This window comes from Cupriavidus pinatubonensis (assembly GCF_019602855.1).
GTDB classification, from domain to species: domain Bacteria; phylum Pseudomonadota; class Gammaproteobacteria; order Burkholderiales; family Burkholderiaceae; genus Cupriavidus; species Cupriavidus pinatubonensis.
Window position 1 is genome coordinate 515,454 of record NZ_CP080769.1, and the last position, 18,652, is coordinate 534,105.

The following is an 18,652-nucleotide window of genomic DNA, read 5'->3' on the forward strand; positions in this document are numbered from 1 at the left end:
ACACAATAATTTATAACTTATTGATTTATATATCTTCGTTTTCAGCCCTTTACGTAACTTCTTTATTACTCTTCACGACACAGCAGAAATCGCTTATGGATCATTCAGATAGCTCCATGACCATTGGCGGAATTAGTGGTCACGATTGGCCGAATTGACGATCGGCAACACCAGCCAACATGTTTAACCTCGTCGACCTGGTGGATGCTTCGTAACACACCGGGCGCATGACTGGGACATCAGTGCCGTAAACTCGTATCCGCCAAAATTTATTTTTTAAAAAAACTTTTGACGCCGGTATTTGTTGATTACAGTCAGAATCTAGTCCAATGTCACTCTGGATTCTCTAATAACTTTTCCCCATTTCGCTGCATCGAGCTTGCTGATTTCGGCGAATTCGGCGGGACTTACACCTATTGCCGTGGCGCCCTGTTGCAACAACTGGCTTTGGAATTTTTTGTCATTCGCTATCTTAGTAATCGCCGTGGACAACCGGCTTACCACGGCAGGCGGCATACCTCTGGGGCCCATTACACCGATGCGCACATCCGCCTCGTAGCCCGGGATACCAGCTTCAGCCATAGTAGGCACGTCTGGCAAGACGGGTGACCGCACGGAACTAGTAACTGCCAACGCACGCAGGCGTCCCGCCTTTACGTGAGGAAGAGAGCCTGGCAAATTGTCGAACATCAGTTGCACTTGATTCGCCAACAGATCGCTCATTGCAGGGCCGCTCCCCTTGTAGGGCACGTGGAGAATTTTCACACCAGCCATGCTGTTGAATAACTCACCCGACAAATGGTTAGTCGTTCCATTTCCCGCCGAACCCATGTTCAGCGCGCCAGGATGTTCCTTAGCATAACGTACCAATTCCGCAACGGATTTTACGGGCAACTTCGGATTCACCACCAGGATATTTGGGGTGCTGGCAAATAATGCCACGGGAGTGAAATCCTTCTGCGCATCGTAAGGAAGATGCTTATACAGCAATGCGTTAATGGCTTGGCTTGCCGGAGACCCTAGCAGGAGTGTATAGCCATCAGCTGGTGATTTCGCAACGACGTCCGCTCCGATAACCCCTCCTGCACCGGGGCGGTTATCGACTATCACCGGCTTGCCAAGCTCCTCTGAGAGATGAGCCGCAAGTATCCGTCCGAGCATGTCCGTGGTACCACCGGCGGGAAAGGGGACAACGAGTCGAATAGGTCTTTCTGGAAAAGACGCCGCAGCACAAACGGCGGCGTTCGCGAATGCAAATGCCATTAAAATAATACGAAATAGAAATTTCATAATAAATGCTCACGGGTTAATCACGTAAATCGATGGCAGATACTTATCCTTGTTAACTCATCTAGATCCCTGCAAAAGACTGTGCACGGCGTGTTTCAGTGCGACTCGAGAATCATTAATGCGTTTTTGCTCTTCCGCAACCACTGCTCGCGATCTCGCCAACGACTGCAGTTGATCACTGAGGTTCTGAAGGACCTTCGAAGGTGACGGACTGCCAGCCGAAACGCGAGCCTTCACTGCAATCTCTGGATCAAGGCAACGGGCAACAGTACTGGCGTTAAGCGCGGTGGGGCGCCCCGTATACTGCTTCGCCGCAGCATCCACCATATCGCTTGTAATTTCACTGGCGATCAACTTTCTGTCTAGCGCATCACGCACCACAGCGCCGACAATGTGATGGGCTTGTCTGAAAGAAACTCCTGCATCCCGTACCAGCGCGTCGGCGAGATCCGTTGCTGCAGAAAAGTCCCGATTGGCGCGCGCACGCATGTTTTCGCGTAGGGGCGTAGCGTTTTCCAGAATAAGGCGCAGTAGCTTGACACAGCGAAGGGATTCCTCAGCGGACTCCCAAAAACTGCGCATACTTTCACGGTTACCATCCACCGTATGTGTGAAATGAGTTCCCTTAACGGCTGACAACGATGCCGTTAGAAGCCCTAGCACGTGGCCACCTTTTCCTTTAAGGTGCTCAAGAACAACGGGATTTTTTTTCTGCGGCATGATACTGGAGGTCGCAGCGATACTATCTGGAAAGTCTATCAGCCCGAACTCCGGCGTGGCCCAGACGTAATAGTCCTGGGCTACACGTCCCCACGTCAGAGCGCCGATTGTCAGTGCCGCTTGGATTTCCCACGCGAAGTCCCGTGATGCAACTGCGTCCAGAGCATTGTCAACATACCTAGAAAACCCTAGCCAGCGTGCAGTGCTCAATCTATCGATGGGAAACGACGTTCCAGCAAGAGCAGCAGCGCCCAATGGACAGGTGTCAAGCGCCTCCAACGCATGTGTTAAGCGATTGATGTCTCGACCTAGAACTTCAGCGACCGCCGCGAGGTAATAGCCATAGGTGATCGGTTGCGCCGCCTGCAGGTGCGTATATCCAGGCATTACCGTTGCTGTATGCTCACCTGCCTTGTCCAGCGCTGTAGCACGTGCGACCAACAGGGCATCGAGCAGCAAAAGCGTTGCATCCCGGGCCCGCAGTCGATCAAGCGTAGCTGCGATATCATTGCGGCTACGCGCCATATGCAAGCTACCCCCGGCGTCGGCTCCAGCGACTTCCATCAAGCGAGCTTCGTAGTTGAAGAAGGCGTCTTCGCGAGCCGGATCCAACTGCACAGCTTTTGGGCCCTCCTCTTCCATCTGAAGGAGTGCGCGCGCTAGCGTACGGGCCGCCGCGTCAGGCAGCAACCCGTTAGCATGCAACATCAATAGATGCGCCTGATTGATCTCATTAAGGTAGGGAAACCCGCTTTCAAATTCTCGCAGCAGTCGCGGCAGATATATGTGCTCGCAGACCTCTGGGGCTATAGCCTGCGTCAGCCGTCTACTGACCTTTGATTCCATGCTGTCATCCTCGCTAGGGCAGAGAAGCCCAGTATGGAAAAATAGACGGCAGATCGTCAAATCATAAATTTCGCCTCCGTCATACATATTTGATATGACTATATGCGCAGAGTTGACGATGGCTTACGCTGGCCAGCAGCCCCGCGACAGGACTGAACACATACAAAAAACTGGGAGAGACGTGAACTACTCAAGAGCCCACTACTTCACTCAAGCAATCCATAAATGCCTTAGCGATAGCTTGCTCCGGTTGCTGCTGCGCATGGAGTACGTAGCTGGGAAAGGAGATCGACGGTTCAAACGGTATCGCTTTGACATCCTGCAGCTTGAGATTCCGCGCCACCATCGCGTTCACTACACTGACCCCAAGACCCATGCCCACCATGGAACAGATCGTCGCCGCGTAAGGGACCTCCAAAATTAGTTTGCGGCGCTCCGGTTGGAAAGCACGGTCTATTTCTGCCCGGGTCCCATCTCCATAAGGAAGAGAGATAAAGGTTTCGCCGTCCAGATCACGAGCGAAGACTCTCCTTTTTTTTGGTTCTTCACCGATTTCCGGGGAAGGCCGCCCGGATCTTCAGGAAGAAGTAATGGTCATCACGGAAGCCATAGGCCATCCGTTTGATGACCTTGATCCGGTTATTAATGCCCTCTACCAGATTGGTTCCCAACGGCCAGCGGCTATGAGCCAGGATGCCTGGCAGGTATGGCTTGAGGCGTTTGGCGAACAGGCACAGAGGTACGATGCCGCTGGCCATTGCGCGCTCGTACCACCCTTGCCAGAAGCGCCGGGCGTAGCCGGGATGCCGGTATGTCCAAAGCGTCTTGAGATCGTCCTTGAGCACGTAGACGGTCATCAGCGCCTGGTTGGCAGCCAGTATTTCATCAAGCCGGATCTGATCGGCCTCACGGGTGACGTTCTCCCGATTGCGCAGCAGTAACCAGCGAGAAGACTTCACCACCTTACGGGCGGCCTTGTCGCCGCGCAGCCGATTAGCCTCGTCCACCCTAACCCGGTCGATGACTTCACGGCCGTACTTGGCCACCACATGGAAGAGGTCATAGACGACCTGTGCTTGTGGGCAATGCATCTGCACTTCAAGGTCGTAAGCGGTATTCATGTCCATCACCGCGGCGCGAAGCTGGGCGCAGCCTTCGGGACCAAGCAGCTTGAAGAAGGGTCGGATTTCCTCTCGCGAACGTCCGCGCCCAACCCAGAGTACCCGCTTGCTCGACGGCTCGACGATGACCGTGGCATAGCGATGGCCCTTCTGGATAGCAAACTCGTCCATCGCGATCACGGTGACGCCTTTCAGGTCGACCGGCCCCAGTTCCCGCTCCAGATAGCGCAGGTCGATGCGCTTGACGGTAGTCCAGGCCAATTGGTAGAAGCGCGCGACATGGCGCAACGACATGACTTTGCACAGTCGCGCTACGCTGGCGGCTAGCCGCGTTGTCACCCGCGCATAGGGTGCGAGCCAGTCCAGGCGCTCCAGCTTCGGGCCACATCGCCGGCAAGCCAGACGAAGTCGCGGCACGACCAACTCCACCGGAATCTCGAACATTGGCAGATCCCGCACGCGCCGCTCTACCCGATCGTGGATGCTGCTAACGCCCCGACCACAGCCATCGCAGCACCGTCTCCGGCGCCCCTTAGGTTCCAGCCGGACGATGCAAATGCGCTGCCCATTACGGGTCTCCTCCCAACTATCGCGCAGGCGATAGCCTTCCCAGCAGCCGAGCTGGGCCATACAATCGCGCAGGGCCAACCTCCACCTTCCTGATTCTTGTTGTGTCGCAACTCCAAGATAACAGTGGTGGGCGTGTTGGCCCTTTTTGTTTCTAAACGGTCACGCAGATCGGCGAAGAACCTTTTTTTTGCCAGGGGATGGGCACGAGGCACAATGCACACTCCCTTTTCCTTTCGCCATTGAGTCACTCGAACACCAGGTGTTTCGACCATGTAAGAAACGAGTCCCATATCGCAGAAGCCTGTAGCTGTCCACTTGGCAACAACCGGAGATGCACCGATATGTACTGTAATTGGTACATCCGGATAATGCCCCCTCAGCTCCTGTATCGCTTGCGGAACTATGCTCATCGCAATCGACGGCACGGCTCCTATCCGAAGAGATCCGGTACCTAACTGACGAATTGACCGTGCAGAATCCTCGAGGGCGTCTAGGCCAACGAATGCGCGCTCCACCTCTTTAAAAAAGGCTTCTGCCTCACCTGTCGGCACTAGCCTTCCCCCTAGACGCTCGAATAGAGGGATTCCGGTTTCCCTCTCTAGCTGGGATATCACGCGGCTGATGTTTGGCTGGGACGTGTGCAGCTGTGCAGCAGCGGTTGTCATGGACCGCGTCAACATGACTGCTCGGAATGTCTCAATTTGCTTGAAGTTCACAATCGGCCTTCCCTCGTTGTGGAAGCAAGCGAGTGTATATCAAATCCGTATAGAGACGTACGAATTGGTGATTTGACGATCTACCCCTCCTCTCATACTGTTTCTCAGGCATACGAGAGATGCGTTTTCGTTTGCTTCATCAAAAGATCGAGAAATTTCCTGTATCGAGAGGAGGAGGTATGCAATTACGCAAGAAAGTCATGGCGACAGCCATTCTTTGTAGCTTGGTAGGCTCAGCCGCAGGCGCTCAGGATCAGAAGCCTGGCGTCGTTATTCTGGCAACAGGGGGCACAATCGCTGGCACAGCGAAAAGCAAGACGGACACGATGACCTACCAAGTGGCCTCCATGGGCGTACAGGCGCTCATTGATGCAGTGCCCGAAATGAAAGAGGTCGCCACGGTCTCTGCCGAGCAAGTCGCTAACGTGAACAGTGATGACATCGACCAAGGCATCTTGTTGCGTTTGGCTCGGACGGTTAACAAGGCGCTGTCCGATAACGCTGTGCATGGAGTCGTGGTTACGCACGGCACTGATACGCTGGAAGAAACAGCATTCTTCCTCGACCTGACAACCGCCGGTCCGAAACCTGTTGTTGTTGTAGGGGCGATGCGGCCGGCCTCCGCCATTAGCGCCGATGGGCCGATGAATTTACTTCAGGCCGTTACGCTCGCAGCAAACAAGGACGCCGAACGTCGGGGGGCCATGGTCGTATTAAATGACAGAATTGGATCCGCTTTCTATATAACCAAATCTAATACAACTGCGGTGGACACCTTCCGCTCGACCGAACAGGGCTATTTGGGCGCCTTTGTAGGCGCAACCCCGAAATTCTATTACTCTCCCGCAAATCCAGTCGGGAAACCCACATTTGACGTGAGCAGTATTCACGCATTTCCGAAGGTCTCCATCGTCTATATGCACGAGGACCAAGATGTGGAACAGATTGATGCCGCAATCCGCAGCGGCGCAAAAGGCATCGTCATTGCGGGTGCTGGAAACGGCGGGATCCCCCTGACTGTGAAGAATCGACTGACAGAGCTGACTGCGTCCGGCTTTCCGGTCATACGCGCATCGCGGACGGGAAGTGGATTCACGACAAAAAAAACAGAGGGCATCGCGGCGGGAACTCTGAATCCCCAAAAGGCACGAATTCTTCTAATGCTGGCCCTATCCCAACAATCTGATATTTCTACAATCCGGACTTACTTCAACGAATAGCCCTAGCTGCCAATTTTCGACGCTGCGAGTATAGATGACTAAATGTCACTAAGTGACCAATATAACTCGGACTTTTGTAAAGCTCAATGATTGCACAGCAATAAGGTATTTTCGTGAACAAAAAGATCATTCTATGTCTGGCGATCATGTCGGTCGCACAAGCTTCTCACGCACAATCTAGCGTTACGCTTTACGGCGTAATAGACGCAGCGGTGCGATATTCTTCCAACAAGGCGACCGATAATGGGCCTAAAGACCAGTTGAGTCTAAACGAGGGTGCATTCAGCGGTGGACGATGGGGGATTCGCGGAATCGAAGATCTCGGCAGCAGGAATCGGGCTATCTTCGCATTAGAAAGTGGGTTCAGTTACGATACCGGAAAAAGCGCACAGCAAGGGCAATTGTTTGGAAGACAAGCGTGGATCGGGCTTAGCAATGAAACGCTCGGCACCCTAAAGACTGGACGCCAGAACGGTGCTGCTTACAGCTTCCTCGCCAAAGTCGACCCTCTCAATATTGCAAATTATACTGAGCTGGCATGGCAAGACATCCTCACTGGCATTCGCTATGATAATACTATTGACTACTCAAAAAATTTCGGACCAGTTTTTGTAAACGCGCAATATTCATTTGGAGAAAGAGCCGGAAGCACAGCGATTGGTAGAACCATTCAATTTGCCACAACATATGAGACGGATGCATTATTGTTTGGCGCTGCCGGAACCAAATCAACAGACGCCAACGGGAAAGATGCGACGACGTGGACCACGGGGCTCAGATATTCATTTGGCGACGTTTCCTTGCACGGATACTATGTTGACTCTCGGCGCGATCCTGGCTTCGTTGTGGGACTCAATGGTTCCACTGATCCGCTAGCGAACACAAGCCAGATCAATAATGCAAACACTGTGGCAGGGGCGAACACACAGAATTCCGTCCGCCACGATCGCGCAGGTGTGCTGGGACTGAACTATCAAGTAACGCCCGCTTGGCGTTTAGTTGCTGCATATGTTCGCGACAATGTAGCGGGGGCATCCCGTGGAAGTTCCGGCCTTATCCAGACAGCGTACTTTGTTGCGATGTATAGCCTTTCCAAGCGAACTGAAGTTTACATAGAGGCGGACAGAAGCTGGCTTGCTGGAGCGTCGGTCAACGATCCGAACAGTCCGATCGGAACGTTCGGGGGTGCAAGCACCCGCACCGGTGCAGCAGTAGGATTGAGGACTCGGTTCTAACGATTGAGTTCTCTCTCAGCTTAAATCTTTCCGCTCACATTGTTCTGATGGATCGATTCCTGCGCTTCTAAGCGGGAATCGATCTTCATAGCCCCCCGTCAACGCTCATAGAGGCTCCGTGGCGTCCGTACGGCACGAAACAAAATGCATCGATACGAATTAGGGATGCTCTGCACAAACGCGAGTGTGCGTGGCCGTTTAATCTTGGATCAGTGCGGTTGATCCGGCCATGTCCGCAAACAGCGCGGTGATGGTCTTGCGTTCACCGGCAGCTTGTCCTCGGCTTTCCATCGCGGCCTGTTCGGCGAGAATGCGGTCGGCCAGATGCGCCGGGGTATAAAGTACCGGGGCAGGCGCGGCAATCGATGGCGCGACGGAGATCGGATTTCGCGGCGGCGTGCTCAATGAAGCGCCAAAAAAGCCACAGAATTGGGCTGTAGGGCTGGACTCTTGGCCGCACTGAGGACAAAATTTTTGCAAGACTCTGCCCGCACTGCTCGCAGAACCTTCTTCCTGCGAGGTTATCTAAACCGCACTTTACGCAGCGCCTTTCGCCACCTTGTGGCCGAAACTGCTCAGCGTGCGCGCCATGAAAGCAACTGCACCAGTTGCTTGCGGGTCACCTTCCGGTGAAACACTTCCTTGCCGTTCTTATCTTGGCCATGCGACCAGGCGTGTCTGTCTCGATCAGGCTACCTCACCGTAGCGTACGCGCTTCGCGGAGGCGGGGGCGACCGAACCAGGCCAACGCCGGCCTTGACGACAAGTACAACCTCGAGACAGGCGGTGTCTACCTGAGCGGCATCCAAGCGCTGGCCCGCCTGCCTACTGCAGGAGGCGCGCGACCGTGCCGCCGGCCTCAATACGGCTTTTCTACGGCTACCGCGGCTCGTCGCTTGGCGCCGTCGACTACGCTCTATGGAAGACCAAACAGCACTTGGCTGCCAGCCTTGGCTGCCAGCGACGTGGTGTTCCAACCCGGCGTCAACGAAGATCTGGCCGCCACCGCGGTGTGGGGTTCGCAGCAGGTCAACCTGTTCCCCAACGCCTCGCGCGACAGCGTTTTCTCGATGTAGTACGGCAAGGGTCCCAGTGTGGACGGGCCCATCGACGTGCTCGAGCGTGCCAACTCCGCAGGGGCGTCGCGCCATGGCGGCGTGCCGCTGGTCGGCGACGACCATGCCCCAAGTCTTCCACCCAGCGTCGGACGGCGTTGCTGGCCCAATATCGCAGTGGCGCGCAGAGGGCTGCAGCCTGGCTCCGCCCGCAGCAGATTAGGATCAAGGGCGACCGGCTTGGCGGTGGTGGGGCGCGTGACAAAGCGCGCCGCTTTTTGGCGAGTAGGTCTCCACCTTTGTAACGCACCCGCTCCGGTAACACTACCGCGGCGGCCAGGGCCATATGGCCCAACATCCTCGGAACACTGGAAATGAGCAAGGAAAGTCAATTGCAGTTCGTTGTAGAGCCTCACCCTGGCCCCACCCGCACCGATGAGATCGCTGCCAAGTTGGCAAATCCGACTTTCGGACGCGTTTTCACCGATCACATGGTCACGATCCGTTGGACCAGCGGTCGCGGCTGGCATGACGCCAAGGTCGAAGCGCGCCGTCCTTTCCAAATCGATCCCGCCTGCGCAGTACTGCACTACGCGCAGGAAATCTTTGAGGGCATGAAGGCATACCGTGGCGAGGACGGAAAGATCTTGCTGTTCCGACCACAGGAGAACGCAAGGCGTTTTCGCGCCTCTGCTGCCCGCATGTCGATGGCCGACCTGCCCGAGGCCACATTCCTGCAAGCCGTGGAAGCGCTCGTCGATATCGACCGCGCCTGGATTCCAGGTAGCGAGGGTAGCCTCTACCTGCGCCCATTCATGTTCGCCTCGGAGTGTTTTCTCGGCGTGCGCGCGTCGGCCGAGTTTGTTTTTTGCGTGATCGCATGCCCGGTCGGCCCGTATTTCAAGGCCGGCAAGTCGGCGGTGACCGTATGGGTTTCGGATCAATACACCCGCGCGGCCCCTGGCGGCACCGGCGCGGCCAAGTGCGGCGGCAACTACGCGGCCAGCCTGATCGCGCAGACCGAGGCCGCGGTCAAGGGCTGCGACCAGGTGGTGTTCCTTGACGCTGCGGAGCACCGCTGGATCGAGGAGCTCGGGGGCATGAATGTGTTTTTCGTGATGGATGACGGCTCCCTGCGCACGCCCCCATTGAAAGGGACCATCCTGCCGGGCATTACCCGCGCATCGATCGTCGAGCTGGCCGGGCACGAGGGTATTCCGGTCAACGAGACACCATACGACTTCGAGTCGTGGCGCACGGATGCAGCCAGTGGCCGTGTTAGGGAAACCTTCGCCTGCGGCACGGCCGCGGTCGTCACCGCCATCGGGCAGGTCCGTCACGCTGGTGGGGAGTTCACGATCGGCAATGGTGGAGAAGGCGAAGTCACGCAGCGCCTCCGTTCGTTGCTGACCGGCATCCAGCGCGGCAAGATCGCCGACCCGTTCGGATGGGTGCATCACGTCGATTGAGACTGGCGTGTTTGACATCAGCGGCGCGCAAGAAATCGGAAGGCAGTGCGCGCCGCGTTGATTTGTTTGTACATCTGTCCCCGCCCACCCGGGCGGTGCCACGACGATGGGGGCATTTTTCTGCCGGAGCCATGCGCAGGGGGCATCGAGCGCTGTGGCTGGAGGCGTGAAGGAGAGCGTGCAAATGTTGGGGAGGCCGATTTCGTTAGGCACCCCAATTTTCCGCGAGCATGTCGCGGCTTTTTCGGTGCGGCGCCTGGTGCCAGTTCGGTGATGCTGGCCCGATGGATTGGCTGTGACGCGAGGCCGCGAGCTCGAGCGCCGAGATGCGATCGGGTGAGAGTTCCCCGTTCAAAGCCGCGACCCTGACCTGCACCAGGCAGTGCGCTCCTTGGTCCGTCCAGCGCATCTGTCGTTTCTTTGCCATGCGATGGCTCACGACTTGGTTCACCGCGGACTCCGCGATGCTACTGCTGATGGGCAGGCCCTTGCGATGGCGGGCGCCGTAGTTGACCAACGTAGGTGAGTTGTTCCTCAGGTAGTACCAGATATTACGCAAGTGCTCGCTCAGCGTGCTGTACTCATACCCTGTCCGCGTCAGCAGCCGAGCGTCCAGTGCCTTGATGCGCTCCATGGCTTTGCGGCCCTTGCCATGCCAGACCAGAAACTTGGCGTGAGTGATTTCAGTCTCTGCCGACTCTCGTTCCTCTCGCTCCAGTGCGTCCATCATCTTGCTGCCGTACAGGGAACGCTGCGCTGCGTTGAACTGCATGGCGATATGGAACCAATCGAGAATCCGGCCGCGAGCGAGTCGACTACCCTGTACGGTCTTCTCGAACTCACCGGCGTCATCGCTGATCACGGTCACCCGTTCATTGGCCGCCACACCGTTTCGACTGAGGAAATGATCAAGTCGCGCTGCAGCCGAGGGGACTTCCCGATGCACGTAGGCATAGAACTTTGGCGGACTGTCAGTGAACGTCGCTCGCCCGGCGATGAGGTTGACATGACGGCCAAGACCTCTTTGTGAGTCGCAATGTCGCAGCCACGCCGAGTCGACGCTCATGGCCGCGACGTGCCGTGATTCGCGGATCCGAACGTCTGCTACCGAATGGGGCAACTTGGCGATGTCACGCTCGATGTCGTCGTCGAGTTGCTTTCCAATCGTTCGAATCCGATTCCGCGCGCCGCTGAATGAAATGCCCTTCTCCAGCGGCAGTACTTCCTTAAGCATAGCGGTGGCCTGCCGGTATGCCATCTGGCTTGCCCACTTCGCCTGGAGGTATTTCAGCTCTGGCGTGGTACGACTAGTCAGCGCTTTAGACAAGGGATGAACCACATGCCGCGGCGTCCGGACAGTTTGTTGGCAAGCACAGGACCACAGCCGCGGGCTTTTTAAGGTCACCTTGCCATACACTGTGCGCACAACCGTCGAACGATGGTCCTTGTGGCTCAACGCCTCGCCGCAGCACTGACAATGGGTCTGGCCGGAGAGCCATCGATCCACTTGCGTCGACACCAGCTGGGCCTGTGCCTCGGCCAATAGCGCCCGGCCCTCAGCGAGAGTCAGGCCCAGGTCGGCAAGGCTACAGTCAGGGCGCTCAATCACGGCCAAGACTCGCTCAACGTCTTGGCCGGTGTCGCTGCCCTCCTTGGCCAACCTGGCTTCGATGATCATGCGCATGGTTCGCTCCCACCCTTGCGATACCGTCAGCGTAGTCCACCCGAAGCCGGCGCCAAGCAGATTCCGAATAGGCCGTTCCTGAAGGCTCCCCATGTTTTGCACGCTCTCCTACGAGGGCCGCTGGTATGAACTGGCACGGCTGGACCATGCTTTCGAGCGCGGCATGACCGATGTATCGGCCACTTATACCGCGCTGACTGACGGCAGCGTGCGCGTGGTCAATCGCGGCTATGCACTCACCACAGGCCAGTGGCGCGAAGCCATTGGCAAGGCATCGTTCACCGGCGCGCCCACCACCGGCTCGCTCAAAGTGTCCTTCTTCGGGCCGTTTTACGGCGGCTACCACGTGGCCGCGCTGGATCCGGACTACCGCTGGGCGCTCGTGCTGGGGCCAGACACCAGTTACTGCTGGATTCTGGCGCGCGACAAGCAGCTACCTGTCGCGCAGCGCGATGCCATCGTGGCGCGGGCGCGGGCGCTGGGTGTCGATACCTCGGCGCTGGTCTGGGTGACGCACGAGCGCCGGGACCCGGCACTCTGAGCGGAGGCTGGCCATGGCCGACACCGTCGTCTGCTCCAAGCGCGGCTTGCGCGTGCCCGACCATGCACCGCTGGTGCTCACCCCGCACGACCCGGTGCCGTCCTTGCACGTGCTGGAGCCCAGTCGCTGATTTATGACCGTCCTTCAAACAGGCAGATGCAGTGTTCGATTGATAGACAGGAGGCAACAGATGAGGGAATGAACATCACTTCCACAGTGTTTTGTTTCTTGGAAATCAAGGAGAGGCACCATGTCAATTTGGATGAAGAAGTTGCTGACTGTCCTGACTGTTGCGTTCATTGCCGGCTGCGGTGGCGGCGACGATCCACCCGGAAACGTTATTCAAGTAGCGCAGAGTGACAGCAGATTCAGCATTCTGGCGGAAGCCATTCAGACCGCAGGGTTGACCGATACCTTGGCTGCACCGGGGCCGTACACCGTTTTTGCGCCAACGAATACCGCATTTTCAGCGCTGCTGGGCGAGCTTGGCGTCAGCAAAGACCAGTTGTTTTCCAACAAGGCGCTGTTGACCGCGGTCCTCAAATATCACGTGGTTGCTGGCCAGGTAAACAGCAGTTCAGTGCCGCTGGGCAAAGCCATTAATCCAGTCGGCGGGGGCTATTTCAAGATTGACAAGACAGGTTCAGACCTCATCATCACGGATGGGCGCAATCGCAAAAGCAAAATCGTTCAGGCGGATATTGCGGCATCCAATGGCGTCATCCATGCCATTGACGAGGTGCTATTGCCAGCCGATAAAACTGTTGTGCAAACCGCAATCGCCAATCCGGATTTCAGCATTCTGGTGGAGGCTGTGACCGCCGCAGGCTTGGCCGACACACTGAGCGCGCCCGGGCCCTTCACGGTTTTTGCACCGACCAACGCGGCCTTTGCGTCGCTGCTGACTGAGCTGGGCCTCACCAAGGCGCAATTGCTGGCCAACACGGCGTTGCTGACCAAGGTACTGACCTACCACGTGGTCCCAGGCCTCGTGTTGAAAGCCGACGTGCCGGTAAATACGCCAATCAAGACGGTCGAGGGTGAAACCTTCACGGTCAGCCCGGCTCTCGCCATCACCGACCAGCGAGGGCGTCAGGCGAACATTGTGGCAACCGACATGCTGGCATCCAACGGTGTCATTCATGTGCTGGACAAGGTGATTCTTCCTGCGCCTTGAGCGGGTGCGCGGTGCACGTGGCGCGACCACGCGGCGTGCACCGCTGCCCGGGGCCGGTAACCCCCGCAACATTTGAAAGGAAGAACTCCATGCGCATTCTGCTCACCGGCGGCACCGGCCTGATCGGCCAAGCCCTTTGCCAGCACTGACAGCGCCAAGGCCACGCGCTCTGGGTCTGGAGCCGCGACCCGCAGAAGGCACAGCGCCTGTGCAGCGGCGCGCAGAGCATCGCACCGTTGCAAGCGCTGGACGGCAGCGCGCCGCTGGACGCCGTGGTCAACCTAGCGGGCGCGCCGATTGCCGATCGCCCGTGGACCCAGGCCCAGCGCGATGTGCTGTGGCGCAGCCGCATCGACCTGACGCGCACCTTGGTCGACTGGATGGGCCAACAAGCCACACCACCGCGCGTCCACGTGTCAGGTTCGGCCGTCGGCTGGTATGGCGACGGTGGCGACCAATGGCTGGCCGAAGACAGCGTGCCGGGAAACGCCGACTTCGGCAGCCGCCTGTGCGTTGCCTGGGAACAAGAAGCTGAGCGAGCGCGCCAGTGGGGCGTGCGTGGGGCGCTGCTGCGCACCGCGCCGGTGCTAGTGGCACGGGGCGGCATGCTGACGCGGCTGCTGCCGCTTTTTCGACTGGGCTTCGGCGGCCGGCCGGGCAACGGCCAGCAGTGGATGCCCTGGATCCATCTCGACGACAAGGGGCAAGGGTCCTCGACGCAAATTCGCCGTCGTCACACAAATTGCGGAAGACCCGCTTTTATTACACTTCACGGCTGTCGCTAGCGTGCGGAAGCGCCCGGCGCTTCCGTATTGCGGATGAAGTCGGAGGGCACGTCAGGACCCCACTGGTACAGCGAGTCCTCGGGCGCGAAGTCGCCGGCGAGCCACGGCTGGCCGGGGGCGACGAAGTCGATGTCGGCCGAATACTCGTTGAACGAGCCCCACGGGTCTTGCACGTAGTGGAAGTAGTTCGAGCCAAGTACGTGGCGTCCCGTGCCCCAGCCGTGCGTATAGCCTGCCGCGGCCATCTGGGCAGCGCCCTGGCCGACCATGTCGACGTCGCGCACATCCCAGGCGGCGTGGTGCCAGCCGCGTGCGCTGCTCTTGGCGAAGGCCACCAGGTGGTGGTCGCTGCCGTGCGGCGCGTGGGTAAAGGCGATGATGTCGAGTGACTTGTCGGACAGGCACAGGCCAATGGCGCGCCGGTAGAAGTCGATCGCGCGCAGCACGTCCGGCGTGAACAGCAGCACGTGCGACAGGCGGTCCGGATGCACGGTCGCTACCTGCGAGCGCGTCACCGCGCCGCGTGCGTCGGCGCCGGCACCCACCGTCACGTGCGGCGCCTTCGCGCTGGGGCTGGTCTTAGGCCCGACCTTCACCTGCAACAGGTTTCCGTCGAGGTCGTGAAACCAGATGCCACTGTCGACCGCGCCTTCCGGTGCGTGGGCAGGGGCGGCGCCGGCTGCCTCGATTTGCCGCGCCAGCGTCTCGAAGTCGCGCTCGTAGCCATTGAAACTGAGGTAGGCAAGCGACTTGGCCGCCGCAGGCAGGATGCGCGCCCAGCGATGCCCGTCAGCGGCGCGCAACTCCAGTTCGTCGTCGTTGCGGACCTCGCGCACGTCGAGGCCGAACGCACGATAGAAACGGGCGGCATCGGCAAGCGACGGGACGTTGAGTGCGAAGTGGTCGATGGAATGTACGGCCGCGTTCGGGCCTGCCAACTTGGCATCGGGCATGGCTGTCTCCGGGTTGCCGCCGGTTGGGGAGTTTGCCCCGCCGGCGGTCAATTCTTGGGGGTTACATTGCTTCGTCGACGATGGGATTCGACAGCGTGCCGATCTTCTCGACGATCACTTCGCACACGTCGCCCTGCTTCATCAGCAGCTTCGGCTCGCGCGCCCAGCCGATGCCGGCCGGCGTGCCCGACACGATCACGTCGCCTGCTTCGAGCGTGATGGCTTGCGAGATGATCGCGATCAGGGTTTCGACGTCGAAGATCATGTCGTCGGTGCTGGCCGACTGCACCACCTGGCCATTCAACTTGGTCTGCAGCAGCAGGCCGCGCGCGCCGGGCGGCAGTTCGTCCGCGGTGACCAGGTCGGGGCCGAACGCGCCGGAGCCGTCAAAGTTCTTGCCGACCGTCCACTGCGGTGCCTTGAACTGGTACTCGCGCACGGAGCCATCGTTGAACAGCGAGTAGCCCGCCACGTGCGACAGCGCGTCTTCCTTGCGGATATGACGGCCACCCTTGCCGAGCACCACTGCCACTTCGCCTTCGAAATCGAGCCCCGCGCAGTCGTCCACGGCCGGGCGCACCAGCGGCTGGCCGTGCGCGACCAGGCTGGTGTGCACGCGGAAGAACAGTGTCGGATAGTCGGGCTGATCGTACGGGCTTTCCTTGGTGTGGTCGGCGTAGTTCAGGCCCACGCAGATGATCTTCGGCGGACGTGACAATGGCGGCAGGTATGTGATACCTGCGGCGCTGACCGTTTCCCCGCTAGCCTCGTCGCGGCCGTATGCGTCCAAAATGACGCCGCGCGACAGCAGGTCTTCCAGCGTGGTCTGCCCGAGGACACGAATGACTTCGCCATCGCGAATGCCGAGGTACTTCTTGCCATCTTTGAAAAACGAAACATAACGCACTGCGATCTCCCGATTGATACTGGGGTATGCCTGCACCGTCAGGTTGACGTGGGGCTGGCATGTTGATGGAGCCACGACTTGAAGGTGTGGCAGATGGCGTTGTTGGCGCGGCGCGCCGACGCGGAGGCCTCAAAGAAGCCGAAAAACGGATGGAACATGTCATCGAAGCGAAGCAGGCAGACAGGTACGCCCGCCGCTTCAAGTCGGGCCGCATAGCGCGTGCCTTCCTCGCATAGGGGATCATGACCGGCGACCGCCACCACCGCCGGCGGCAGGCGGTGAACATTGACGGCATGCATCGGCGACGGCGGGAACCTTCCGGCCAGTGCGGCGCGTTCACCCATGTACAGCCGCGAGATGTCGCGCAGGTCAGTGGGAGACAACATGGGGAATTCGCCGCGCGCGGCTTCGAGCTTCTGCGTGTCGCGGGCCAGGTCGACCCCCGGCACGATCAGCAGCTGCGCCGCCAGGGTTTCGCCTTGGTCGCGCAGCAGCAGCGCAGTCGATGCGGCTAGGTTGGCCCCCGCGCTCTCGCCGGCCACGGCGATCCGTGCGGGATTTCCGCCAAGCGCGGAAACGTTGCGGATGGCCCATGAGGTGGCGGCCAGCGCATCGTCGTGCGCAGCGGGAAAGGGATGCTCGGGTGCCAGCCGGTAGTCGACCGAAACGACGACGGCATCGAGATCGCGACACAGCTTGCGCGCAATATCGTCCATCAGTTCGACGCTGCCCAGCACAAAGCCCCCGCCGTGGAAGAAGACCACGGTTGCTAACATGGCGGACGCTGTGCGGGGACGGTAGACCCGGACCGGGACGCGCTGGCCGTCATGGACGGCGATGCCATCCTCGATGGCCCCCACCTCCGGCAGCGGCGTGCGCGCGCGCGCCGCGAGGATGGCCGAACGCATGCGCTCCCTGGCGTGTTCCGGAGACCCGGAGAACGGAGCGGGAGCACGGGCCTCGCGCATTGCCGCGACGATGGCCGCCAGTTCCGGATCGAGCGGGACGGACATGGTGCGCGTCTTCATCGCAGACCGAGCACGTAGTGTTGAGATGCTGCTGCGCGGTGGCGCAGCATGTCCACGTCGACACCGGTCATGCGTCCATGGCGCTTGACCGTGCGGCCCGCTACGAACACCGTATCCACATTTCCCGGATGCGCCGCCAGCACCACCGCGCCGACGGCATCCGACACCGGCGCGAGGTTCAGGTCATCGCCGCGGATCATGACGATGTCGGCCTGCTTGCCTGGCGTCAGCGAGCCGACTTTGTGGTCCAGGCCGTTGGCCCTGGCTCCCGCCACGGTCGCGAACTCCAGCACATCGCGCATCGACAGCGTCGCCGGTGCATTGGCCACACGCGAATGGTTGCCGCCCATCCAGGAACGGTAGTAGGCAAAGGCATGGCGCATCTGCGTGAACATGTCACCCGAGCATTTGGTCTCGGTGTCGCCGCTCAGGCTGGGCCGGATACCAACCGCAAGCATCCGATCCAGCGGGAGGTCGCCAATGCCCTGCGCATTCAGCTCGCAATGTACGCCAAGCGACGCGCTTACGCCCGCGTCAGCCATCATGGCGATCTCATCTTCGCCAGAGCAGCAGCAATGCACGAAGGTTAGGTCATCGCCCAGCACGCCCGCTTCATGCATCTGCGCAATGCCCCTTGCGGTCCCGTTGCGCGCATAGGCGCCCATATGGATGGATGAGCGGATGCCCAGCTCGCGCGCCAGGCGCAGATCGCGAAGCCAGACCTCGCGGCACGCCATTTCCGGGCCACGTGCCGCCATCGCGAGCGTCAGCAGTTGGTCGTCGGACGAGAAGTAGCGTTCCCGCAAGCGGCGAATATCCTCGGGGTGGCCGCGCTGGCTGTCGAACATCCATGAGGCGCCTTCGACCAACGGCCAGCCGTGCGCGAATATGCCGCGGATGCCGGCATCGCGAAGGCCAAGGACCGCGGCATCCGCGTGCTCGGGAGAGTTCTGCACGTGCGACCAGTCGAGCATCGTGGTGATGCCACTGTCCAGTGCGGACACCGCGCCCAGCATGGTGCCGATATAGACATCATCCGGCCGGAATGCCGCGCCGGTGGCCCCCAGCATCTCGGCGAAGTAGATCTGCGGATCGATGTCGGCATAGCGGTGCCTGACGCAGCTCTGCCAGGTATGGCGATGCGTGTCGACAAAGCCGGGCAGCACGATCATCCCGGCCGCGTCGATGCGCTGGGCCTCGGGGGCCTCGATGCGCGGGGCCACGGCGGCAATCCGGTCGCCTTCGATCAGGATATCACCCTGGCGTAGATCTCCGACCGCCGGATCCATGCTGAGAATCCAGCCGCCGGTAAGTAGCAGTCGTCGTTCGTTCATC

14 protein-coding genes and 4 pseudogenes are annotated in these 18,652 nt (G+C 59.4%); 7 read left to right on the top strand and 11 right to left on the bottom strand.

From position 1 onward, the window contains the following. Positions 1 to 321 precede the first annotated feature (321 nt). The 5 genes and pseudogenes from K2O51_RS34215 to K2O51_RS34235 form a co-directional block, all read right to left on the bottom strand. Positions 322 to 1,290 (bottom strand): tripartite tricarboxylate transporter substrate binding protein, encoded by a 969-nt coding sequence (locus K2O51_RS34215; protein ID WP_220632052.1) that lies wholly within the window; start codon positions 1,288 to 1,290, stop codon positions 322 to 324. Between the two features lie 57 nt (positions 1,291 to 1,347). Then, positions 1,348 to 2,856 carry an argininosuccinate lyase gene (argH, locus tag K2O51_RS34220; protein WP_220632053.1) on the bottom strand — a complete coding sequence of 503 codons (1,509 nt, stop codon included), beginning with the start codon at positions 2,854 to 2,856 and terminating at the stop codon, positions 1,348 to 1,350. Between the two features lie 190 nt (positions 2,857 to 3,046). Further along, complete coding sequence (locus K2O51_RS34225; RefSeq protein ID WP_220632322.1) at positions 3,047 to 3,409, bottom strand: LysR substrate-binding domain-containing protein; 363 nt, start codon at positions 3,407 to 3,409, stop codon at positions 3,047 to 3,049. Continuing rightward, entirely contained in the window at positions 3,402 to 4,607 is a 1,206-nt protein-coding gene (locus K2O51_RS34230; protein ID WP_011295769.1) for an ISL3 family transposase, read from the bottom strand. The genes K2O51_RS34225 and K2O51_RS34230 overlap by 8 nt, the downstream gene beginning before the upstream one ends. A gap of 161 nt (positions 4,608 to 4,768) precedes the next feature. Further along, a pseudogene (locus tag K2O51_RS34235) lies at positions 4,769 to 5,227 on the bottom strand (LysR family transcriptional regulator); the annotation flags it as partial. Between the two features lie 155 nt (positions 5,228 to 5,382). Here K2O51_RS34235 and K2O51_RS34240 point away from each other — a divergent pair. Both K2O51_RS34240 and K2O51_RS34245 read left to right on the top strand, forming a co-directional pair. Beyond that, positions 5,383 to 6,483 carry an asparaginase gene (locus K2O51_RS34240; protein WP_245002007.1) on the top strand — a complete coding sequence of 367 codons (1,101 nt, stop codon included), beginning with the start codon at positions 5,383 to 5,385 and terminating at the stop codon, positions 6,481 to 6,483. 113 nt (positions 6,484 to 6,596) lie between these two features. Further along, positions 6,597 to 7,718, top strand: a complete 1,122-nt coding sequence (locus K2O51_RS34245) for a porin (protein WP_220632054.1) — start codon at positions 6,597 to 6,599, stop codon at positions 7,716 to 7,718. Between the two features lie 198 nt (positions 7,719 to 7,916). Here K2O51_RS34245 and K2O51_RS34250 read toward each other — a convergent pair whose 3' ends face one another. Then, positions 7,917 to 8,123 (bottom strand): hypothetical protein, encoded by a 207-nt coding sequence (locus K2O51_RS34250; RefSeq protein WP_220632055.1) that lies wholly within the window; start codon positions 8,121 to 8,123, stop codon positions 7,917 to 7,919. 257 nt (positions 8,124 to 8,380) lie between these two features. On the opposite strand from K2O51_RS34250, the pseudogene K2O51_RS34255 reads away from it, so the two are divergent. Both K2O51_RS34255 and K2O51_RS34260 read left to right on the top strand, forming a co-directional pair. Continuing rightward, a pseudogene (locus tag K2O51_RS34255) lies at positions 8,381 to 8,902 on the top strand (hypothetical protein); the annotation flags it as partial. 245 nt (positions 8,903 to 9,147) lie between these two features. Next, on the top strand, positions 9,148 to 10,242 hold the full coding sequence (locus tag K2O51_RS34260; RefSeq protein ID WP_220632056.1) for a branched-chain amino acid aminotransferase: 1,095 nt from the start codon (positions 9,148 to 9,150) through the stop codon (positions 10,240 to 10,242). 205 nt (positions 10,243 to 10,447) lie between these two features. Here the strand turns inward: K2O51_RS34260 and K2O51_RS34265 are convergent, their stop codons facing one another. Then, complete coding sequence (locus K2O51_RS34265; protein ID WP_220632057.1) at positions 10,448 to 11,926, bottom strand: ISKra4 family transposase; 1,479 nt, start codon at positions 11,924 to 11,926, stop codon at positions 10,448 to 10,450. Positions 11,927 to 12,035: 109 nt separating this feature from the next. Here K2O51_RS34265 and K2O51_RS34270 point away from each other — a divergent pair. The 3 genes and pseudogenes from K2O51_RS34270 to K2O51_RS34280 form a co-directional block, all read left to right on the top strand. Continuing rightward, positions 12,036 to 12,467, top strand: a pseudogene (locus K2O51_RS34270) (lipocalin family protein); the annotation flags it as partial. A gap of 250 nt (positions 12,468 to 12,717) precedes the next feature. Continuing rightward, positions 12,718 to 13,644, top strand: a complete 927-nt coding sequence (locus K2O51_RS34275) for a fasciclin domain-containing protein (RefSeq protein WP_220632058.1) — start codon at positions 12,718 to 12,720, stop codon at positions 13,642 to 13,644. 89 nt (positions 13,645 to 13,733) lie between these two features. Further along, positions 13,734 to 14,345, top strand: a pseudogene (locus tag K2O51_RS34280) (TIGR01777 family oxidoreductase); the annotation flags it as partial. A gap of 80 nt (positions 14,346 to 14,425) precedes the next feature. On the opposite strand, the gene K2O51_RS34285 reads toward K2O51_RS34280, so the two are convergent. The 4 genes from K2O51_RS34285 to K2O51_RS34300 form a co-directional block, all read right to left on the bottom strand. Then, the gene (locus K2O51_RS34285) at positions 14,426 to 15,382 is read right to left on the bottom strand and encodes a VOC family protein (protein ID WP_220632059.1); all 957 of its coding nucleotides are present in this window, start codon (positions 15,380 to 15,382) and stop codon (positions 14,426 to 14,428) included. A gap of 61 nt (positions 15,383 to 15,443) precedes the next feature. Continuing rightward, complete coding sequence (locus K2O51_RS34290; protein ID WP_220632060.1) at positions 15,444 to 16,289, bottom strand: fumarylacetoacetate hydrolase family protein; 846 nt, start codon at positions 16,287 to 16,289, stop codon at positions 15,444 to 15,446. Positions 16,290 to 16,327: 38 nt separating this feature from the next. Continuing rightward, positions 16,328 to 17,302: an alpha/beta hydrolase gene (locus K2O51_RS34295; protein WP_235679879.1), complete on the bottom strand. Its 975-nt coding sequence runs from the start codon at positions 17,300 to 17,302 to the stop codon at positions 16,328 to 16,330. Between the two features lie 11 nt (positions 17,303 to 17,313). Next, entirely contained in the window at positions 17,314 to 18,651 is a 1,338-nt protein-coding gene (locus tag K2O51_RS34300; RefSeq protein ID WP_220632061.1) for an amidohydrolase family protein, read from the bottom strand. Position 18,652: the final 1 nt, after the last annotated feature.